21 protein-coding genes are annotated in these 18,736 nt (G+C 58.6%); 4 read left to right on the forward strand and 17 right to left on the reverse strand.

The features are described from left to right. The first annotated feature begins 50 nt into the window (after window positions 1-50). Window positions 51-785 carry a response regulator gene (locus HYQ67_RS16560; protein WP_202305289.1) on the forward strand — a complete coding sequence of 245 codons (735 nt, stop codon included), beginning with the start codon at window positions 51-53 and terminating at the stop codon, window positions 783-785. A 75-nt stretch (window positions 786-860) separates the two neighbouring features. Here HYQ67_RS16560 and HYQ67_RS16565 read toward each other — a convergent pair whose 3' ends face one another. The 6 genes from HYQ67_RS16565 to HYQ67_RS16590 form a co-directional block, all read right to left on the reverse strand. Next, window positions 861-1,016, reverse strand: a complete 156-nt coding sequence (locus tag HYQ67_RS16565; RefSeq protein WP_202305291.1) for a Hok/Gef family protein — start codon at window positions 1,014-1,016, stop codon at window positions 861-863. A 407-nt stretch (window positions 1,017-1,423) separates the two neighbouring features. Then, window positions 1,424-1,579, reverse strand: a complete 156-nt coding sequence (locus HYQ67_RS16570) for a Hok/Gef family protein (RefSeq protein WP_202305293.1) — start codon at window positions 1,577-1,579, stop codon at window positions 1,424-1,426. 332 nt (window positions 1,580-1,911) lie between these two features. Further along, window positions 1,912-2,595 carry a D-lyxose/D-mannose isomerase gene (locus HYQ67_RS16575; RefSeq protein ID WP_202305295.1) on the reverse strand — a complete coding sequence of 228 codons (684 nt, stop codon included), beginning with the start codon at window positions 2,593-2,595 and terminating at the stop codon, window positions 1,912-1,914. Window positions 2,596-2,709: 114 nt separating this feature from the next. After that, window positions 2,710-3,642, reverse strand: coding sequence for an ABC transporter substrate-binding protein (locus HYQ67_RS16580; RefSeq protein ID WP_202305297.1), 933 nt, complete (start codon window positions 3,640-3,642; stop codon window positions 2,710-2,712). 97 nt (window positions 3,643-3,739) lie between these two features. After that, window positions 3,740-4,735 carry an ABC transporter permease subunit gene (locus HYQ67_RS16585; protein ID WP_202305299.1) on the reverse strand — a complete coding sequence of 332 codons (996 nt, stop codon included), beginning with the start codon at window positions 4,733-4,735 and terminating at the stop codon, window positions 3,740-3,742. Then, window positions 4,728-6,251 (reverse strand): sugar ABC transporter ATP-binding protein, encoded by a 1,524-nt coding sequence (locus HYQ67_RS16590; protein WP_202305301.1) that lies wholly within the window; start codon window positions 6,249-6,251, stop codon window positions 4,728-4,730. The genes HYQ67_RS16585 and HYQ67_RS16590 overlap by 8 nt, the downstream gene beginning before the upstream one ends. A gap of 216 nt (window positions 6,252-6,467) precedes the next feature. Here HYQ67_RS16590 and HYQ67_RS16595 point away from each other — a divergent pair, with 216 nt between their 5' ends. From HYQ67_RS16595 to HYQ67_RS16605, 3 genes are all read left to right on the forward strand, one after another. After that, window positions 6,468-9,041, forward strand: a complete 2,574-nt coding sequence (locus HYQ67_RS16595) for an ATP-binding protein (protein WP_202305302.1) — start codon at window positions 6,468-6,470, stop codon at window positions 9,039-9,041. A 282-nt stretch (window positions 9,042-9,323) separates the two neighbouring features. Continuing rightward, entirely contained in the window at window positions 9,324-9,668 is a 345-nt protein-coding gene (gene yjdP, locus HYQ67_RS16600; protein WP_202305304.1) for a DDRRRQL repeat protein YjdP, read from the forward strand. A 235-nt stretch (window positions 9,669-9,903) separates the two neighbouring features. Further along, window positions 9,904-10,497 carry a hypothetical protein gene (locus HYQ67_RS16605; protein ID WP_202305306.1) on the forward strand — a complete coding sequence of 198 codons (594 nt, stop codon included), beginning with the start codon at window positions 9,904-9,906 and terminating at the stop codon, window positions 10,495-10,497. A 68-nt stretch (window positions 10,498-10,565) separates the two neighbouring features. Here the strand turns inward: HYQ67_RS16605 and phnP are convergent, their stop codons facing one another. The 11 genes from phnP to phnF all read right to left on the reverse strand — a co-directional run bounded on the left by phnP (window position 10,566) and on the right by phnF (window position 18,680). Next, a complete protein-coding gene (gene phnP, locus HYQ67_RS16610; protein WP_202305307.1) occupies window positions 10,566-11,324 on the reverse strand; it encodes a phosphonate metabolism protein PhnP in 759 nt (252 codons plus the stop codon). Then, a complete protein-coding gene (phnO, locus tag HYQ67_RS16615) occupies window positions 11,302-11,766 on the reverse strand; it encodes an aminoalkylphosphonate N-acetyltransferase (RefSeq protein ID WP_202305316.1) in 465 nt (154 codons plus the stop codon). Before phnO ends, phnP begins: the two co-directional genes overlap by 23 nt. Next, a complete protein-coding gene (phnN, locus tag HYQ67_RS16620; RefSeq protein ID WP_202305318.1) occupies window positions 11,759-12,346 on the reverse strand; it encodes a ribose 1,5-bisphosphokinase in 588 nt (195 codons plus the stop codon). The genes phnO and phnN overlap by 8 nt, the downstream gene beginning before the upstream one ends. After that, the gene (gene phnM, locus HYQ67_RS16625; RefSeq protein ID WP_202305320.1) at window positions 12,346-13,482 is read right to left on the reverse strand and encodes an alpha-D-ribose 1-methylphosphonate 5-triphosphate diphosphatase; all 1,137 of its coding nucleotides are present in this window, start codon (window positions 13,480-13,482) and stop codon (window positions 12,346-12,348) included. The genes phnN and phnM overlap by 1 nt, the downstream gene beginning before the upstream one ends. Continuing rightward, window positions 13,469-14,173, reverse strand: a complete 705-nt coding sequence (phnL, locus tag HYQ67_RS16630; protein ID WP_202305322.1) for a phosphonate C-P lyase system protein PhnL — start codon at window positions 14,171-14,173, stop codon at window positions 13,469-13,471. Before phnL ends, phnM begins: the two co-directional genes overlap by 14 nt. A gap of 81 nt (window positions 14,174-14,254) precedes the next feature. After that, a complete protein-coding gene (gene phnK, locus HYQ67_RS16635; RefSeq protein WP_202305324.1) occupies window positions 14,255-15,013 on the reverse strand; it encodes a phosphonate C-P lyase system protein PhnK in 759 nt (252 codons plus the stop codon). Beyond that, complete coding sequence (phnJ, locus tag HYQ67_RS16640; RefSeq protein ID WP_202305326.1) at window positions 15,010-15,855, reverse strand: alpha-D-ribose 1-methylphosphonate 5-phosphate C-P-lyase PhnJ; 846 nt, start codon at window positions 15,853-15,855, stop codon at window positions 15,010-15,012. Before phnJ ends, phnK begins: the two co-directional genes overlap by 4 nt. Next, entirely contained in the window at window positions 15,848-16,912 is a 1,065-nt protein-coding gene (locus HYQ67_RS16645) for a carbon-phosphorus lyase complex subunit (protein WP_202305328.1), read from the reverse strand. Before HYQ67_RS16645 ends, phnJ begins: the two co-directional genes overlap by 8 nt. Continuing rightward, entirely contained in the window at window positions 16,912-17,496 is a 585-nt protein-coding gene (phnH, locus tag HYQ67_RS16650; RefSeq protein ID WP_202305330.1) for a phosphonate C-P lyase system protein PhnH, read from the reverse strand. The genes HYQ67_RS16645 and phnH overlap by 1 nt, the downstream gene beginning before the upstream one ends. After that, on the reverse strand, window positions 17,493-17,954 hold the full coding sequence (phnG, locus tag HYQ67_RS16655; RefSeq protein WP_202305332.1) for a phosphonate C-P lyase system protein PhnG: 462 nt from the start codon (window positions 17,952-17,954) through the stop codon (window positions 17,493-17,495). The genes phnH and phnG overlap by 4 nt, the downstream gene beginning before the upstream one ends. Then, a complete protein-coding gene (phnF, locus tag HYQ67_RS16660; RefSeq protein WP_202305334.1) occupies window positions 17,955-18,680 on the reverse strand; it encodes a phosphonate metabolism transcriptional regulator PhnF in 726 nt (241 codons plus the stop codon). It lies immediately after the preceding gene. Window positions 18,681-18,736: the final 56 nt, after the last annotated feature.

Here is an 18,736-nt window from a genome sequence, read left to right on the forward strand (position 1 = left end):
AATCACCCACACTCTTACCATTACCCTCTCGTCCCCCCTCGGAGACAGCTATGAAACCTGCGATATTGGTGGTGGATGACGATCTGGCAATCTGTGAAGTGTTGCGGGATACGCTCAACGAGCACGTCTTTACCGTGACGGTATGCCATACCGGTAACGAAGCGCTGAAGATCATTGCAGAGCAGCCCACCCTGGCCCTGGTTCTGTTGGATATGATGCTGCCGGATATTAACGGCTTACAGGTCCTGCAGCAGATCCAGCGACAGCGTCCTGAACTGCCGGTTGTGATGTTGACCGGGCTGGGAAGTGAGTCTGATGTGGTGGTTGGCCTGGAGATGGGGGCGGATGATTATATCGCTAAGCCTTTCAATCCGCGTATTGTTGTTGCCCGCGTGAAAGCGGTACTACGGCGAACGGGAGCACTGGCGGTAGAGAGAGGCTCACAGACGGTCAGGGGACTTCAGTTTAACGGCTGGAGGCTGGATACCGACCGCTGTCAGCTTTTCGATCCCGGTTCATGTCAGGTAGATCTCACTCAGGGTGAATACGGTCTTTTGCTGGCGTTAATTCAACATGCCCGTAAGGTTTTATCTCGTGAAAAACTGCTTGAGTTGACCCACAGTGAAAGCATGGATATTTTCGACAGGACTATCGATGTTCTCATTATGAGACTGCGCAGAAAGATAGAGCCAAATCCACACCAACCCACCTTAATACGGACTATTCGCGGCGTAGGTTATGTTTTTGCCGCAGATATTATCCATTCTGAGAATAGCGCTGCGTAATATAATAAATGGGTGCTTAAAACTTCTCCCTTTCTCCAGTGCAAGTTGGGCGGGGTGAACCCCGCCCGTTAAGCGCTAGCTCGCGAATGAGCAGGCCAGCTTAGCCACCACCTCCTGATTGTCGCTCCTTATCTTCACCTCACATAAATTGCGGCGCGTTAATAAGGTTATGACTATTATTGTTACGCAAACAATTAACAGACACAGGACAACAGATTTTGTTGGCTTCATGCCTCTTCTCCTTGCCTTGCGGCGAATAAGAGGCTAATCTCAACTTGCTTAGGAGTTGAGGGATAGCCTCGGGTTAACGTTAAAGTTGCCCGGGGCTTTCTTTTTCCTGAGCTTCAGGAATATCCCTCACTATGCTCAGGACAGAAAGCCCTAAGCACCCGCGATGTAGTTTACCGACTATTTAAACATTTGGAATGGGAAACCTGATGTAATTATCCATGGATAGATTTCATTGTTTTCTGAACATACTTCGCATAATTTTCAGAACCAATTAACTTAATGAATATGTTATCGGGAAATATTGGCTGAGGTGTTATTACTCGATCGCGTAGCTGTCAATAATGGGTGCTTAAGACTTCTCCCTTATCCGTCACGAGTTGGGCGGGGCGAACCCCGCCTGTTGAGCGCTAGCCCGAGAATGAGCAGGCCAGCTTAGCCACCACCTCCTGATTGTCGCTCCTTATTTTCACTTCACATAAATTGCGGCGCGTTAATAAGGTTATGACTATTATTGTTACGCAAACAATTAACAGATACAGGACAACAGATTTTGTTGGCTTCATGCCTCTTCTCCTTGCCTTGCGGCGAATAAGAGGCTAATCTCAACTTGTGTGGAGTTGAGGGATAGCCTCGGGTTAACGTTAAAGTTGCCCGGGGCTTTCTTTTACCTGAGTTTCAGGAATATCCCTCATTATGCTCAGGACAGAAAGCCCTAAGCACCCGCGATGTAGTTTACCGACTATTTAAATATTTGGAATGGATAACCTGATGTAATTTAGTGCCAGCGATTACATATTTCTGGAATCTGTTTCGCATCTTAGCTATTACTTAAAAAAGTAATAATGATTGTGTTTAATCTATAAAGCTCCCAAATTCCGCAGTGATGCCTGGATAATTAAAAGTACTGACGATACTCATTGCACAACAGGAGCCGCGCAGGCTCGTCTTCGATAACGGCATTAAAGCGTTCCAGCGGCTTCAGGAAACGGTTATCGCGATCGTCGTCATTGATTGTCGACACCTCGCCGACCAGCACGTCGCCGTAGCCAGATTCCCCCCAGAAACTGTGATAGACGCCGGGTACAAGGCAGATGCTTTCCCCTGGTGAAAGGCGCACCTGGCTTCCCGCCGCGACGGTCTGGCGGCAGCCGTCGATAACTACCGTGACGTCACTCTCTTCCGGTTGTTCAAACTGGTCTGCATTCCACAGTTCGACAATCAGATTGCCGCCGCCGCGATTGATAATGTCCTCGCGTTTACGCCAGTGGAAATGCATCGGGGTAAGCTGCCCTTCACGGACGTGCATGATCTTCTCGGCGTAACATTTCGGGTAGGGCGCACCCTCCGGCGAGCCGTTACGCAAGGTGAACAGCGTCAGCCCCTGCGCCAGAAAATCGTGGCCGCCAAAGGCCGTCACGTCCCAGCCGAGCTTGAGATCAAACACTTCCTGCCAGAGTTCTTTATCCAGCTGCCTCCATTTCGTCAGGTCGTATGCGGCGAAGGGAGGCAAATGCACGTCGTGCTGTATAAAAAATTCACGAGTCCGGGACAGGATCTGATTCACTTCGGAACGTTTCATTAGGCTGTATTTCCCCATCCTGTTGTCTGATGGTGCTGCGCTTATCAGACCTACAAATGAATACGTTGGAGGTCGGATGAAGCTTTTACGCCGTCATCCGACAGGCAGTAAGCGTTACTTCACCGTCCAGCCCTTATAGGTGCCAATATTGTTTTTATCAATCATCGTCACCGGGATCAGCACGGGTTCTTTAGGCGCAGGTTTGCCCTGAAGTATGTCGTAACCGATCTCCACGGCTTTTGCCGCCATGACCTGCGGATCCTGGGCTGGCGTCGCCACGAACAGCGTATTGCCGCCGCGCTTCAGCGCTTCTTCCGCATCCGGGCTGCCGTCCACGCCCACGATAAAGAACTCGTTACGCTGAGCCTGTTTCGCCGCCAGATCGGCACCGATCGCTGTCGGATCGTTAATGGCAAACACGCCGTCGATCTTCGGATTCGCCGCCAGCAGCGAGGTCATCACCTCCAGGCCACCCTCACGGCTGCCCTTGGCGTTCTGATTAGAGGAAAGGATCTTGATGTCCGGGTGCTTTTTAAATTCGGTCACGCAGCCTTCGACACGGTTCTGCACGGCGGAGACCGGCGGCCCGTTGATGATCACCACGTTGCCTTTCTCTTTTAAGCGATCCGCAATGTACTTACAGGCCATTTCGCCCGCCTGGGTGTTGTTCGAGGTGATCGTCGCATCCGCCCCTTCCGCTGCGACGTCAACGGCAACCACGACGATCCCTGCATCTTTCGCACGTTTCACCGCCGGGCCGATCCCTTTCGAATCCGCCGCGTTCAGGATGATCATGTCTACCTTCGCGGCAATAAAGTTATCGATCTGTGAAACCTGCTGGCCCAGATCGTACCCGCTGGAGACAAGCGTAACCTTCACGTTATCCCCCGCCAGCTTGCGTGCCTCAAGCTCGGCACCCTTGGTTATCTGTACGAAGAACGGGTTGGCGAGATCGCCCACCGTCACCCCGATGGATTTCAGCTCTTTTGCCTGAACAAAAGGCGCTGCGGCAATCATGAGAGCCGTGGCTATTAGCTTTAAACGCATGGTCTTTTCCTCATTGGTAGGGTGGATAAGCGATAGCGTCATCCACCGTTTGCGCCCGTTTTGTCGGCTGAACCCGACCTGTGAAAGAGCGATGTTGTTATGAACTTTGATGGTGACGGGTGCGGTATTTGTCGATCAGCACCGCGATGATGATCACCGCCCCTTTGATCACCAGCTGCCAGAAATAGGAGACGCCCATCAGCGTCATACCGTTGTTGAGCGTGGCGATAATCAGCGCCCCCACCAGGGTGCCGGTAATGGTGCCAATCCCGCCCACAAAGCTGGTGCCGCCAAGGATCACCGCCGCAATGGCGTCCAGCTCGTAGCCCATGCCAAGGTTGCCGTTGGCGCTGTACAGTCGGGAAGCGCTCATCACGCCGCCAAGCCCGGAAAGCAGCCCGCTCATGCCGTAGACGAACAGCAGCACCAGCCAGACCTTAATCCCCGTCAGGCGTGCGGCCTGCATGTTGCCGCCCACCGCGTAGATATGCACCCCGAGCGTGGTACGACGCAGGATGAACCAGCACACCACGATCACTGCCAGAGCAATTACGACCAGCCAGGGAATGGGGCCAAGGTACGAGTTGCCTATCCATTCGAAGTTAATATTTGAGTTGATGACCGTGGTGCCGTCCGCCAGCAGGTAAGCCGCGCCGCGCAGGGCGGTATAGGTGCCGAGCGTGACGATAAACGGCGGCAGTCCCGCCCAGGCGACCAGCATGCCGTTAAACAGCCCAAGCCCGGTGCCCATCATCAGCGCGGCGGGGATCGACAGCGACTCCCAGCCCGGCATCAGCGACACCACCATCGCCGTCACCGCCGTGGTGCCCAGAATCGAACCCACGGACAGGTCAATCCCTCCGGTCAGAATGATGAAGGTCATCCCGGCGGCGAGAACGATATTGATCGACGACTGACGGGCGATGTTCAGCAGGTTAGATTCGGTAAAGAAGTTCGGGGTAATAAAGCCAAAAACGGCGACGATCAGGATCAGGATGGGCAATATCCCCACCGTTTGCATCAAATCGCCAAACAGGGCCTTTTTCAGCGAGGCTGATTTAGCGACCTGCTGGGGGGTGACAGGATTAGTCATGATGAACCACCTTTTTATGGGCATCTTCCACGCCGGTTGCCAGCGTCATAATGTTCTCTTGCGTGATGTCTTTACCGTGTAGCTCCCCCGCAATGCTGCCTTCCCGCATCACGTAAACGCGATCGCTCATGCCGACGACTTCCGGCAGCTCGCTTGAGATCATCAGGATCGCCACGCCCTGGCGGGCCATCTGGCTCATGATCCGGTAGATCTCACTTTTCGCCCCAACGTCAACGCCACGGGTTGGCTCGTCGAGGATCAAAATTCGCGGGCCGATCGCCACCCAGCGGGAGATCAGCAGCTTCTGCTGGTTGCCGCCGGACAGGCCCCCGGCGCGCACCTGCGCATGCGGCACGCGGATCTTCAGCAGGCTGATGGCATCGTCAGAAATCGTCCGGGCCTTCTTGCGATCCAGCCAGCCGTAGCGGGCGTCGCGTTCGAGCGTGGCCATGGTGATGTTGTCCTGCGCCGCCAGCTCCAGAAACAGGCCCTGTTCTTTGCGGTTCTCGGTCAGAAAGCCAATACCGTGGCGAATAGCTTCGCGAGGGGAGCGGATAGTGACGGGATTTCCGTCGATTTCAATCGTGCCGCCCGTGGATTTACGGACGCCAAAAATCAGCTGTGCCAGCTCGGAGCGTCCGGCTCCGACCAGCCCCGCGAGGCCGACGATTTCCCCGGAGCGTACCTGTAAGCTCACCGGCTGGACTTTGCCGCCGTCCGTCAGGTGGTGGACATTCAGGCGCGGGTTACCTAACGGGATATCTCGTTCTTTGTTGAACAGATCGCTCAGCGGACGGCCTACCATCATGCGCACCAGCTCGCTGGCGTTGAGATTTTCCCGCGTCAGGCTGCCGACGTACTGCCCGTCGCGCAGCACGCTGACCCGGTCCGATAATTCATACACTTCCGCCATGCGGTGGCTGATATAGATAATCGCCATCCCCTCATCGCGCAGCCGCATAATCAGCTCAAACAGGCGGTGGGTTTCTCTTGATGAGAGCGCTGCGGTTGGCTCGTCCATGACTAAAATGCGGCTGTTGCGGTGTAGCGCACGAGCAATCTCTACCTGCTGCTGCTCGGCGATGGTCAGCTTCATCACTAAATCGCTGGCCTTGAACTGCGCGCCGAGGCGGTCTATCACCGTCTGGGCCTGCATCACCATCTCTTTACGCTGAACCAGGCCGCCGCGTGACAGCTCGCTGCCGAGGAAAATGTTCTCCGCAACGGTGAGGTTAGGGGCCAGCTGCATTTCCTGATAGATAAGCGTGATGCCTGCGCTGAGCGCGTCTTTCGGCCCCTTAATGCTGTAGGGCTGCCCTTCAATAAGGATTTCGCCGCTGGTGGCGGTGTAGGCCCCGGCGAGGATCTTCATCAGCGTGCTTTTGCCCGCGCCGTTTTCGCCCATCAACGAGTGAATTTCGCCGGGGAACACCGTCAGGTCGACGCCTTTCAGCGCATAGAACTTGCCAAAAGATTTGGCAATATTGCGCATTTCCAGAATGGGAACGCTACTCATGGCGCGGCTCCTGCGGATAAGGTTTCGATTGCTGCCAGTCAACCACACGCGGGTAAATGCAAAATGTCAGAAGCCGTTCATATTTGTCATAGTTGTGAATAGTTAACCGAGATCACATTACCGGCTGGGAATGATTCGATAACAGTCGTCATGGGCTAAACCTGTAAAGTGGATAAGCGCTGCGCCATCCACCGTTGAAAACAGACCGGAGCCTGCATGCCGCAACCCAGCACACCGTTTTTTTCCAGCGCCCGTGGCCGCCTGCTGTCCTTCAACCTGTTGGTGATGGCGGTAACGTTAATGGTCTGCGGCGTGGCGGTGCTGGGCTTTCAGCACGCCAGCCGTTTACAGGAGCAGGTGCAGGGACAAACGCTCAGCGATATGTCCGGCAGCATGGAGCTGGCGCGGGATACGGCAAACGTGGCGACGGCGGCGGTGCGGCTGACGCAGGTTGTGGGGGCGCTGGAATACCAGAGCGAAGCCGCGCAGCTTAAGCAAACGCAGCTGGCTTTGCAGAACTCCCTGAGCCATCTGGCGAACGCGCCGCTCGCCCGCCATGAGCCGCAGCTGGTAGCGCGCATTACCAAAAGAAGCAACGAGCTGGAAAGCAGCGTGACGCGCATGCTGGAGCTGGGCCATCGCCGCCACATGGAGCGAAACGACCTGCTCAGCGCGCTCTACCAGAACCAGAGTTATTTACACCACATTCAGGATATCAACGCCCGTGACCGGCTGAACGTGCCGGATGCGGCCCTGCTCGCCGAGCTGGACCGGCTGATACTGATTGCCATCCAGACGCCGTCACCGAAAGCCACGGTAGCTCAGTTAACCGAAGTTATGGCTGCGCTACCCGCTGCTGCTCAATCGCCGCCGGTAAATGATATTTTGCAGGAGATGCGCGCCCATTTGCGTCTTTTGCTGCCGCTTTCCCAGCGGCTTGATAACAGCGATCTTGCCATCGCCTGGTTTATGTATCACATCAAAGCGCTGGTGGCGTTCCTGAATCAGGACATCAACCTTTATGTGCAAAAGGTCGGGCAGGAGTCGCTGAACCGCACGGAGCAAAGCCATAAAGACCTCCAGTCGATCATCTCCTTTATCGGGCTTTTCGCCCTGCTGGCGCTGGTTATCACCGGATTTGCCGGCTGGTATATCTACCGCAATCTGGGTTCAAACCTGACGGCTATTTCGCAAGCTATGACGCGGCTGGCCCGTGGGGAGCGGGATGTCAGCGTCCCGGCGCTGCAGCGGAGGGACGAACTTGGCGAGCTGGCGCGCGCGTTTAACGTTTTTGCGCGCAATACCGCATCTCTGGAACACACCTCGAAGCTGCTGAAGGAAAAAAGCACGCAGCTGGAAACGACCTTCCACGCCATGCGGGACGGTTTTGCCCTGTTTGATAACGACGGCTGTCTGGTGGTATGGAATCCGCATTACCCGCTGCTGCTGGGGCTAAGGCCGGAACAATTACAGCGCGGCCAGCACTATCTGGCTCTGTTAAAGCAGGTCACTACTTTGCAGCAGCACATTCTGGAAAACCTCTCTCGCCCTCTGCCAAAGCCGCAGGAGCTGCGGCTGGGAGATAACAGAACCATCGAACTGCGCTTCAGCCCGGTGCCTGGGCGCGGCATGGTCAACCTGGTGCTTGAGAGAAGCGAGCGTAAGGCACTGGAGGAAGCGCTGGTACACGGCCAGAAAATGAAGGCGGTAGGGCAGCTGACCGGCGGTCTTGCCCATGATTTCAATAACTTGCTGGCGGTGATCGTCGGTAGCCTCGAGCTTATCCCCACGGATTCGCCGGATGCCGCACGCGTTACCCGCTCTCTAAGGGCGGCGGAACGCGGCGCGCAGCTGACCCAGCGTCTGCTGGCGTTTTCGCGCAAGCAATCGCTGCATCCGCACGCCGTCGCCATGAAAAGCCTGCTGGAGAACCTCGACCCGCTGATACGCCACTCGCTTCCGGCCGGACTGTCGCTGGACATTGAAGCGCAGCAGCCGGCCTGGCCCGCATGGATTGACGTGAATCAGCTGGAAAACGCGATTATCAACCTGGTGATGAACGCCCGGGACGCCATGGACGGGCAGGCGGGCAGCATCAAAATCCGCACCTGGAATCAGCGGGTGGTGCGCTCCAGCGGGCGTAAGCAGGATATGGTCGCCCTTGAGGTGATTGATGCCGGACACGGGATGTCTGCGGAGATAAAAGCGCAGGTTTTTGAGCCGTTCTTTACCACCAAACAGACCGGCAGCGGCAGCGGTCTCGGCCTGTCGATGGTCTACGGCTTTGTGCGCCAGTCCGGAGGCCGGGTGCAGATTGAAAGCGCGCCGGGGCAGGGGACGCTGGTGCGGCTGCAGCTGCCACGGGCGCCCGCACGGGCAGTGGAGATCCCTTCGCCATTGATGCCCGCCGCTAATGAGATCCAGGATCGGCTTGTGCTGGTGCTGGAGGATGAACACGATGTGCGCCAGACATTGTGCGAACAGCTTCATCAGCTGGGCTACCTGACGCTGGAAACGGCAGACAGCGAGCAGGCTATCAGCATGCTGGCAGAGGTACCGGATATCAGCATTGTGATAAGCGACTTAATGCTGCCCGGAAGCAGGAGCGGAGCAGAGGTTTTACAGCACGCGCGGGAGCATTATCCGCAGCTCACATTACTGTTAATCAGCGGTCAGGACCTGCGCGCCAGCGGGCGGCAGCTGCCGGACGTGGAGCTGTTGCGTAAGCCGTTTAGTCAGCTTCAGCTTGCCCAGGCCCTGCGCCGCGCGTGGCATGCTTCATCGGCATGACAAAAGGAAAAAAGGTCAACGGCAAACAATTGACTCGGCGTGCGGAAGCGGACATTAATAGATTGCCCCTTCAAGGCTTCCAGGAGGAAGCGGGCGGAACCGGAAAGTCACCTGAGCGCCTCATTAAACTATGCACCTCATCAATCATCCTGTAGCAAGGACTTAGCCCCTCTGCAAAGAGGGGCTGACTTTGCAGGCACCTCGCCGAATATGGGAATCCTCTGCTGTTGCGCACCGAGCGCCTTTCATACGCTAGCCGCAGACCTTTTCTGAGACTGACTTATGAACCGATACGCCACCGCCGTGCTGTTATCCGCCCTGAGCATGACTCCGCTTGTCCACGCAGACGAGCTGGACGGCCTGTTCGATAACTCCATCGTCAGCTCAATTTCCCAGGCGATTAACGATGCCTACAACCCCAACGGCAGTCAGAACCGTGACGACGAAGATCGCCGTCCGGACGAGGACGACAGGCAGCGAAATTCAGACGACCAGCGCCGCTACGAAGATCGCCATCGCCAGCTTGAGGACAGGCGACGTCAGCTTGATGACCAGCAGCGGCAGATAGACGAACAGCGCCGCCAGCTTGAAGACGATGAGCGTAGACTTGATGATGATTTTCGGTAGCTGATGATCTTCACCGGCAACAGTTACAGCGTTACATTTCTGATTTGCGAGCTGTCCCGGGGAGCTTAAATCTGCTCATAAAAAGAGCAAAAAAAGTGTCTGTCGCTGTGGTATGGTTTTTCCTTGGTCGTCTATTTCGATGATACAAGTACCAGTAATAACTGGGAAAAGTCGAAAATATGCGCTGGCTTAAAAGGGAAAAATAAGCATACTTGAGATAAGGACTTCTCCACCGATGGCACCGAAATTGATCAGCGACGCGGAATTCAACAGAAAACTCAACGATCCGGCTCGTAACCGGGAGCACACGCTTGCCTTTCTGGACAAGGGCGTAAAGCCGTTCAGTTTGCCTGGCTATGTTCCTCCGGCTGGCTATCGCCTATTGATCTCGCTGGATGAAAAACAGTGCCGCCTCATCAAAGATGACATCACCGCGTATGCCGTAAAAATCGTCACGGGAAATTTTGTGGTGCCGGGTAAAGAACATTGCACGCAGGTGATGGTCTGGCGAACGTTTTTGGCCGAGTATCAGCATGCCCTTAATGGACTGGCACAGCTGTTTTTTGCCTGGCTTCTGGAAACCTATAACATCGTCGTATCGGATAAAGAGCAGACCGGCGATGGGCGTCGTTTCTGGGAATACCGCATCACCGAAGCCATTACGAACCCGCGTTATGAAGTCATGGTCTGGGATGGAAACAAAGAAGAGAATGAATTACGCATTATCGCCAGCGAAGCGGAATTCGTGAGCAAATGGTCGCCCTGGGCATGGGGGACCGACCCGGAAATCCATCCGCATCGCCTGCTGGTTATTGCCCGGATCAAATAACCTCTGAGGCGTTGATAATCACCAGCTTTCGTAGGCCGGATAAGCGCAGCGCCATCCGGCAAAAAACCTTAATCCACCTCGATCACCAGCCCGTCAAATCCGGCTTCGAATCCCGCTGGTAAATCGTTTTCCATTAGCCAGCAGTCGAACTGGTGGCTGATGTGCGTGAGGATCACGCGCGGGCAGCCGATGTGTCCATTCAGGGCTATCACCGTATTCAAATCGCAGTGGTTTTTTGGCGTTTCCGCTCTGGGTTCGTGGCTGCAATCAATCACCACCACTTCGGGCCTGTTGTTCACCAGAAACTTCAATGTCTTCTCCGGCAGCCCTGCCGTATCGCACAGCCAGGCAACGCGGCTATGGGGCGTTTCAAACAGGTAGCCGAAGGTCAGCTTCGAGTGGTTAAGGGGCAGGGGTGTCACGCGCAGCGCCTGCAGGGTGAACCAGACGAACGGCTCCAGCGTATGGCTGAAATCCAGAATTCCGGAATGCTTAAAGAGATCGTCGCAGCCTTGCTCATCAGGCGGGCCATAAACGCGGATTTTCTCGCCTACGCCCCAGCGCAGCGGGAACAGGCCCTGCACATGATCCATATGGTAATGGGTGAGCAGAAACTGATGGATCTCTTCGGGCTGCCAGCATTCCATCAGGTCGGGAATCCCCGCGTCCAGCAGCGTCACCGCCTTGTTGAACTCCACCACTGCGCTGCAAGGTTTGCGCCGATACTGCGGATTATTGCGGGCGCGTTCGCAGGCGTTACAGTGGCAGCCAAAAGCGGGAACCAGCTGCGCGCCACCGGTGCCGCTAAGGGTGATTTTCAGGCTCACTGTTGATCTCCACCGGTTTGGTAAAGCGAAAATGGGTCTGTTTATAGCCTTCCCGCTGGTAAAAACGGTGCGCATCCAGGCGTCCGGTGCTGGTGGAGAGTTCCGTTAGCTCCGCCCCCGCGATACGCGCCTGCTCTTCCGCCCACGCCAGCAGCTTGCTGCCTACGCCGTGGCCCCGCGCCTGGGGCATCACCACCAGCTCCTGGATCTCCGCAATCCAGTTCACGTGATGCAGATGAAACTGCATATGCAGGCCGATCATGCCGACAACGTCGCCGTTAAGCAGGGCAAGCTGGTAGCACAGGTTGTGATCTTCGAGATTTGCCGCAAAGCCGACGTTAAAAGCCTGGCGGTCAAACTCCGCCTGCTTCAGCTCGCAGATCAGGGCGTAAACGATATCGCCGTCGGCAATCGTGGCGCGGCGAAATTCAACTTCAGACATGGCGTGGCTCCTTACGGCGAAAGTGAACGACGTTGGCGTTGCGCTGGCCGTTTACCATGCGCATAAACGACTCGACTGACTGTAGCAGACTGCCGTCGTTATGGAGTACCAGACAGTCGTCCAGATCCGGCGCATAAAAAGCCGCCCGCTGCAGGCGCTGCTCTATCTGCTGCGGCGTTTCCCGACCGCGCAGTTCGAGCCGCTGGCGCAGCACTTCCGGTGAAACGTGCAGGCAAATGGGTACCAGCGCGTCGCCGTAACGTGCCCGTGCCTGCTTCAGATGCTGGCGCGAGCCGTTCACCACCACGTCAAAGCCCGCCTCCAGCCAGATATCCAGCTCCACGCCGACGCCGTAGCTCTGGTGGTGCGCCTGCCAGCTCAGGGCAAACAGCCCCTGCTCCTGCCGCAGCGCGAACTCCTTTTCGCTGAGCGCAACGTGATTTTCGCAGCCCGCGTCGGCGGCGCGGGTGATGTAGCGGTGCGCCACCAGCAGCCGATTGTTCTCCTGCTGGCGGAGCGCCGTCAGCAGGCTGTCTTTCCCGGAGCCGGACGGCCCCATCAACCAGACCATTTTGCTCATCAGAACACCCGCATTCCCTGACGCCAGACGTGCCCGACGTAAACATGGTCGCCGTGCTGATGGGCCAGTACCATATCCGCCCGTTTTCCTTCCGCCAGCACGCCGCGATCTTCCAGACTGAGCGCCCGCGCCGGGTTACGCGTCACCAGCGCCACCGCCTGCGGGAGCGTGAAGCTGTTCGACTCGTCGTGCGCCACGCGAAAGGCTGCATCCAGCAGGCTCGCCGGGTAGTAATCGGAAGAGAGGATGTCCAGCAGCCCCGCCTGCGCCAGCTGATGCGCCGCCACGTTGCCGGAATGCGAGCCGCCCCGCACGATATTCGGTGCGCCCATCAGCACGCTCAGGCCGTGCTGGCGAGAGGCCTGCGCGGCTTCAAGGGTCGTCGGGAACTCGGCGATGACGCTGCCCAGCTCGTGGGATTCCGCTACGTGCGCGGCGGTCGCGTCGTCATGGCTGGCAAGGGCAATGTTTCGCGCCCGGCATTCGGCGGCAATCGCCAGGCGGTTCGGCTGCGACCAGCGTTCCGCCAGCGCCAGCTGATCCGCCTCGTAGCTGTTCATCTCCGCATCGCTGAGGGAATATTTTCCCTGGTAATACTCGCGATACTTAACCAGATTAGAGAACTGGCGCTGGCCCGGCGAGTGGTCCATCAGCGACACCAGCGAGACGCCGCCCCGGTCGATAAGCTGCCGGAAGAGCGGCAGGGTCGTGTGGTGAGGCAGCTCGCAGCGCAGGTGCAGGCGATGCTCGGCGCGGTTGATGCCCCGGGCCTGGGTCTGCATCACCGCGTTGATCATCTTCTCTAAGTTTTCCAGCCGGTCGCCGCCGTCCCGCACGTCGCCCAGCGCCACCGCGTCCAGCACGGTGGTGATGCCGCTTGCCACCATCAGCGCGTCGTGGCTGCTCATGGCGGAGTGGGCGGGCCAGTCCACCTTCGGGCGCGGGGTGAAGAATTTGTCCAGGTTATCGGTATGCAGCTCGATAAGCCCCGGCAGCAGCCAGCCGCCCTCGCCGTCGTGGGCCTGGGGCAGGCTGCTTGGGCTGTCGGCAAAGTTTCGGATCAGTCCGTCGGCCACTTCCAGCGAGCCGCTAACCACTTCGTTTTCCAGCACCAGCCTGACGTTATTGATAATCATGTTGCGCCTCTACCGTAGCCATGGAATGCAGGCGGTCCGCCACCTGATTGCGTACCGCTTCGTCGTGGAATATCCCGACAACCGCCGCGCCCCGCGCTTTTGCCTCCTGAATCAGCGACACCACGGCGGCGCTGTTTTTCGCATCCAGCGAGGCGGTCGGCTCATCGAGCAGCAGAATCGGGTAATCGACGATAAATCCGCGGGCGATGTTCACGCGCTGCTGTTCGCCGCCGGAAAACGTCGAGGGGGCAAGGCTCCACAGGCGTTCCGGTACGTTCAGGCGCGTCAGCAAACGGGATGCCTTCGCCACGCACTCGTCACGGGGGACGCCCAAATCCAGCAGTGGCTGCATCACCACTTCCAGAGCGGAGATTCGCGGGATAACCCGCAGGAACTGGCTCACCCAGCCGATGGTTTTGCGGCGCACCGCCAGCACGTCCCGCGCCGGAGCCCGCACGATATCCAGCCAGGCGTCGTCATGCTTCACCCAGATATGGCCTTCATCCGGCAGATAGTTGGCGTATAGCGAGCGGAGCAGGGTGGATTTGCCGCTGCCGGAATGGCCGTGCAGCACCACGCATTCCCCACCTTTAACTTCTAAAGAGGCGTTAGCCAGCACCGGCAGGCGAATGCCGTGCTGGTGGTGCAGCACAAAGGTTTTGCTGAGGTTTTCTACCCGTAAGCGGGACATATGGATTCCTTGAAATGGTTGCTATCACGTCGGATGGCGGCTGGCGCCTTATCCGACCTACTGGTGCGCCATCCGGCAAAGTCAGTTCTGCAATACCGATGACACCAGCAGCTGGGTGTAAGGGTGGTGGGGGTCGTCCAGCACGCGGTCGGTCAGCCCGCTCTCCACCACCTGGCCCTGCTTCATGACCAGCAGACGGTCGGCCAGCAGACGCGCCACGCCCAGGTCGTGGGTGACAATCACCACCGCCAGGTTCAGCTCCCGCACCAGGCCTCGCAGCAGGTCGAGCAGGCGCGCCTGAACCGACACGTCCAACCCGCCGGTTGGCTCATCCATAAATACCAGCTTCGGGTGCGTCACCAGGTTGCGGGCGATTTGCAGGCGCTGCTGCATGCCACCGGAAAACGTCGTTGGCAGGTCATCGATACGTGAGGCAGGGATTTCCACCTCTTCCAGCCAGCGCTGGGCCGTGGCGCGGATCTCGCCGTAATGGCGTGCGCCGGTCGCCATCAGCCGCTCGCCGATGTTGCCGCCGGCGGAGACATGGCGGCGCAGGCCGTCCATCGCATGCTGATGCACCACGCCCCACTCGGTGCGCAGCAGGCGGCGACGGTCGCCTTCGCTCATGCCGTACAGCGACTCATCCAGGTAAATCACTTCGCCGTTCTGCGGCGCGAGGCGGGCAGAAATCGACTTTAACAGCGTGGTTTTGCCGGAGCCGGACTCGCCGACAATGCCCAGCACTTCGCCGGGGTACAGCTCAAACGACACGTCGCTGAAGCCTTTGCCGGGGGCGTACAGGTGGGTCAGGTTGTTGACCGAAAGGAGTGGCTGGATCATTGGGCGGCGGCCTCGCTGTTCTGACGGCAGAAATCGGTATCGGAGCAGACGAACATGCGGCTGCCCGCATCGTCCAGCACCACTTCATCCAGGTAGCTGTGGTGCGAGCCGCAGATAGCGCAAGGCTCATCCCACTCCTGAACGGTGAACGGATGGTCGTCGAAGTCGAGGCTCTCCACGCGGGTAAACGGCGGCACGGCGTAAATACGCTTCTCGCGTCCGGCGCCGAACAGCTGCAGCGCGGGCATCATATCCATCTTCGGGTTGTCGAATTTTGGGATCGGCGACGGGTCCATCACGTAGCGCTCGTTGACCTTCACCGGGTAGGCGTAGGTGGTGGCGATGTGGCCGAAGCGGGCGATATCTTCGTACAGCTTCACCTGCATCACGCCGTACTCCTCCAGCGCGTGCATGGTGCGGGTCTCCGTTTCGCGCGGTTCGATAAAGCGCAGCGGCTCGGGGATCGGCACCTGGTAAATCAGGATCTGGTCTTCAGCGAGCGGCGTTTCCGGGATGCGGTGGCGGGTCTGGATCAGCGTCGCGTCTTCCGTGCGCTCGGTGGTGTTCACGCCCGTCACGCGCCTGAAGAAGTTGCGGATCGACACGGCGTTAGTGGTGTCGTCCGCGCCCTGGTCGATGACCTTCAGCACGTCTGCTTCACCAATGACGCTGGCGGTGATCTGAATGCCCCCCGTGCCCCAGCCGTAGGGCATCGGCATCTCGCGTCCGCCAAACGGCACCTGATAGCCTGGAATAGCCACGGCCTTGAGGATGGCGCGGCGGATCATGCGTTTGGTTTGCTCGTCCAGATAGGCGAAGTTGTAGCCGCTCAGGTTAGCCATGGTCGCGCTCCTTAATCAGGCGGTTTAGCAGTTCCAGCTCGGCCTGGAAATCGACGTAGTGCGGCAGCTTGAGGTGCGAGACGAAGCCCGCAGCCTCAACGTTATCCGCGTGCGAGAGCACAAACTCTTCGTCCTGCGCCGGGCCGGCAACGGTTTCGTCGTAGTCCGGGGCCTGCAGCGCGCGGTCTACCAGCGCCATCGCCATCGCCTTGCGTTCGCTCATGCCGAACGCCAGCCCGTAGCCGCGCGTAAAGTGTGGTGCTTCTTCTTCGGGGGCGACAAAACCGTTGACCATTTCACACTCGGTCAGCAGAAGTTCGCCGATGTTCACCGCAAATCCCAGCTCTTCCGGCACGATTTCGATATCAACGTAGCCGCTGCGGATCTCCCCCGCGAACGGGTGATTGCGCCCGTAGCCGCGCTGGGTGGAGTAGGCCAGCGCCAGCAGATAACCTTCGTCGCCGCGCACCAGCTGCTGTAAGCGGGAGGAGCGGGAGCATGGATAAACCGGCGGCTGGCGGGTGATATCGTCCGGCTGTGCGCCGTTATCTTCTTCGGCTTTCGCCAGGCCCTGCTTCGCCAGCATGCTGAACACATGGGGGGCCGGGTCGGCGTGGGTATCGCCCGCTTTTAGCTCCGGGGTTTCGCCGTTGGCCAGCAGCGTGAAATCCAGCAGGCGATGGGTGTAGTCGTAGGTCGGGCCGAGCAGCTGGCCGCCGGGAATGTCTTTGTAAGTGGCCGAAATTCGGCGTTCCAGCCGCATCTCCGAGGTATTCAGCGGTTCGCTCACGGCTAAACGTGGCAGCGTGGTGCGGTAAGCGCGCAGCAGGAAGATGGCTTCGACCATATCGCCGCTCGCCTGCTTGATGGCAAGGGCCGCGAGTTCACGGTCGGCAATACCACCTTCGGTCATCACGCGGTCTACCGCCAGGCCCAGCTGCTGCTCGATTTGCGCCACGCTCAGCTCGGCGAGGCTCTGTTCACCCCGGCGGTTCAGCTCCTGCAGCGTGTGGGCGGCGGCAATCGCCTTCTCGCCCCCTTTCACGGCGACGTACATCAGCACACCTCCACGTGGGTGGTGCGGGGGATGGCCAGCAGGCGCTCGCCGCAGGTGAGGATCAGGTCGATGCCCAGCGGGAACGGGTGCGGACGTTCGGTTAACTCATGGATCACGCAGTCCGGCAGCTGCGGGGCAATCATGCGCTCTTCCTGAATGCCCGCGCCGGTCAGGCGCAGCATGCGGCCTCCGCTCAGGCTGCTGACCTGCAAAATCAGCGTGGCGCTGGTGTCGGGGGCGACGTCCGTTCCCTGGGCCAGGGCGTTGAGCTGTTCGCCCGAGATGCTGGCATCGGCTACGGCAAACTGGGCCGTTTCCGGCGTCTGTGCGAGTGGAGCATTGGTGTGGAAACGAGCATTTTGCGCGGTGGTTTCGTTGTTCAACGCCTCGCTAATCCACACCGGAGTATCGTTGTCGGCAAGCGTCAGCAGCACGCTGGTGGAGGCGACGCTCAGCGGCGTCCAGCCCTGATGAAGCGAATGCAGCGCGACGATAACGCCCGGCTCGCTCATGGCTTTTAGCAGGCGACGGAAGCTCTGCTGGGCGTCCTGCACGGGCAGGGTGAAAGCGGTCATTAAGGTCATGCGTTATCTCCGCGAACCAGGGTAAAGAAGTCGACGCGGCTGCTGTTCACCTCGGCGCGCCTTCTGGCAAGGCGCTGCTCCCGGTTAGCCGCCAGCGGCGCAATTAAGGTTTCCTGTAACGTTCTGCGCAGGCTCTCTTCCTGCATCAGCGCATCGATCGCCGCGCAGCGCTCGGCGTGGGCTTTATCCCGCCCTAATAAATAGCTGTAGCCGTAGGTGCCGTTACCCAGCTGCACAACGGCGCGGGTTAAGGTGGCGTCGCCCGCAAAGAAACGTTGCCCCGTTGCGCCCATGCGCCCCTGGATCTGCACCAGTCCTACTTCCGGCTGGCGAATGACCTGAAAGACAGGGTTTAGCTTCAGTTCAGCCCAGCGTTCCGCCAGCTCGTGCGGCAGGCTGTGGGCGAGCACGGCCATCCAGTTCTGGCGCTGTGCGATATCTTTTTGCGTGGCGTCCATTTAGTGCTCCATAGTGAATTCGATCATGTCGGCGCGGGTCAGGCTGACGGAGTATTCCGCCGGGTTGGCCTCGCCTTCACGATGGTTAAGGGTGCGCACGCACAGCAGCGGAGCCATGTTGGGGATCTCCAGCAGGCGGCTCTCTTTGGCCTGCGCGCGGCGGGCGCTGATGCGGGTTTGCGTGCGTTTAAGATGAATGCCGAGCTGGCTGCCGATCACGTCGTGCAGCGATCCGCTGTGGAACTGCTGCAGCGCGGGCCACCACGTCAGGTCGGCAAAGTAGTGGTCGATAAGGCAAACGGCGATGCCGTTAACGCGCCTTAGGGTGCGAAGGTGAATAACTTCTTCGCCTTCGGCTACACCCAGTGCATCGGCAACGTGGCTGGAGGCCGGGCGCAATACGGCAAGTAAGCGCTCGCTGGTGGGGTGGCTGCCCTGGTCGAGCAGGTTCTGGCTGAAGCGCGCCTGGGCGTTCAGCGGGTAGTCGAACGGGCGCATTAAAACCAGCACGCCAACGCCCTGACGGCGCTGCACCCAGCCTTTTTCCACCAGCTGGTCGATGGCGCGGCGCAGGGTGTGGCGGTTGACTTCGTAGCGCGCCGCCAGCTGGCCTTCTGCGGGCAGATAGTCGCCGCAGCGGTAGTTGTTACGCAGCTCCAGCTCAAGCAGGGCGGCGATCTCCTGGTAGCGGGTTGGGTAACTGGTCGGATGTCTGGATAAGTGCATGTCAGTCAATCCTCTGCTTGTTTTTGATTTGTCGGGTGACGCTGCGCTTACCCGAC

It is taken from the genome of Dryocola clanedunensis subsp. sulfonylureivorans (assembly GCF_016756775.1).
GTDB classification, from domain to species: Bacteria; Pseudomonadota; Gammaproteobacteria; order Enterobacterales; family Enterobacteriaceae; genus Dryocola; species Dryocola clanedunensis.

Coding starts and splice junctions, on each gene's coding strand:
- HYQ67_RS16560 (WP_202305289.1), top strand. CDS start 51: ATGAAACCTGCGATATTGGTGGTGGATGACGATCTGGCAATCTGTGAA.
- HYQ67_RS16565 (WP_202305291.1), bottom strand. CDS start 1,016: ATGAAGCCAACAAAATCTGTTGTCCTGTGTCTGTTAATTGTTTGCGTA.
- HYQ67_RS16570 (WP_202305293.1), bottom strand. CDS start 1,579: ATGAAGCCAACAAAATCTGTTGTCCTGTATCTGTTAATTGTTTGCGTA.
- HYQ67_RS16575 (WP_202305295.1), bottom strand. CDS start 2,595: ATGAAACGTTCCGAAGTGAATCAGATCCTGTCCCGGACTCGTGAATTT.
- HYQ67_RS16580 (WP_202305297.1), bottom strand. CDS start 3,642: ATGCGTTTAAAGCTAATAGCCACGGCTCTCATGATTGCCGCAGCGCCT.
- HYQ67_RS16585 (WP_202305299.1), bottom strand. CDS start 4,735: ATGACTAATCCTGTCACCCCCCAGCAGGTCGCTAAATCAGCCTCGCTG.
- HYQ67_RS16590 (WP_202305301.1), bottom strand. CDS start 6,251: ATGAGTAGCGTTCCCATTCTGGAAATGCGCAATATTGCCAAATCTTTT.
- HYQ67_RS16595 (WP_202305302.1), top strand. CDS start 6,468: ATGCCGCAACCCAGCACACCGTTTTTTTCCAGCGCCCGTGGCCGCCTG.
- yjdP (WP_202305304.1), top strand. CDS start 9,324: ATGAACCGATACGCCACCGCCGTGCTGTTATCCGCCCTGAGCATGACT.
- HYQ67_RS16605 (WP_202305306.1), top strand. CDS start 9,904: ATGGCACCGAAATTGATCAGCGACGCGGAATTCAACAGAAAACTCAAC.
- phnO (WP_202305316.1), bottom strand. CDS start 11,766: ATGTCTGAAGTTGAATTTCGCCGCGCCACGATTGCCGACGGCGATATC.
- phnN (WP_202305318.1), bottom strand. CDS start 12,346: ATGAGCAAAATGGTCTGGTTGATGGGGCCGTCCGGCTCCGGGAAAGAC.
- phnM (WP_202305320.1), bottom strand. CDS start 13,482: ATGATTATCAATAACGTCAGGCTGGTGCTGGAAAACGAAGTGGTTAGC.
- phnL (WP_202305322.1), bottom strand. CDS start 14,173: ATGTCCCGCTTACGGGTAGAAAACCTCAGCAAAACCTTTGTGCTGCAC.
- phnK (WP_202305324.1), bottom strand. CDS start 15,013: ATGATCCAGCCACTCCTTTCGGTCAACAACCTGACCCACCTGTACGCC.
- phnJ (WP_202305326.1), bottom strand. CDS start 15,855: ATGGCTAACCTGAGCGGCTACAACTTCGCCTATCTGGACGAGCAAACC.
- HYQ67_RS16645 (WP_202305328.1), bottom strand. CDS start 16,912: ATGTACGTCGCCGTGAAAGGGGGCGAGAAGGCGATTGCCGCCGCCCAC.
- phnH (WP_202305330.1), bottom strand. CDS start 17,496: ATGACCTTAATGACCGCTTTCACCCTGCCCGTGCAGGACGCCCAGCAG.
- phnG (WP_202305332.1), bottom strand. CDS start 17,954: ATGGACGCCACGCAAAAAGATATCGCACAGCGCCAGAACTGGATGGCC.
- phnF (WP_202305334.1), bottom strand. CDS start 18,680: ATGCACTTATCCAGACATCCGACCAGTTACCCAACCCGCTACCAGGAG.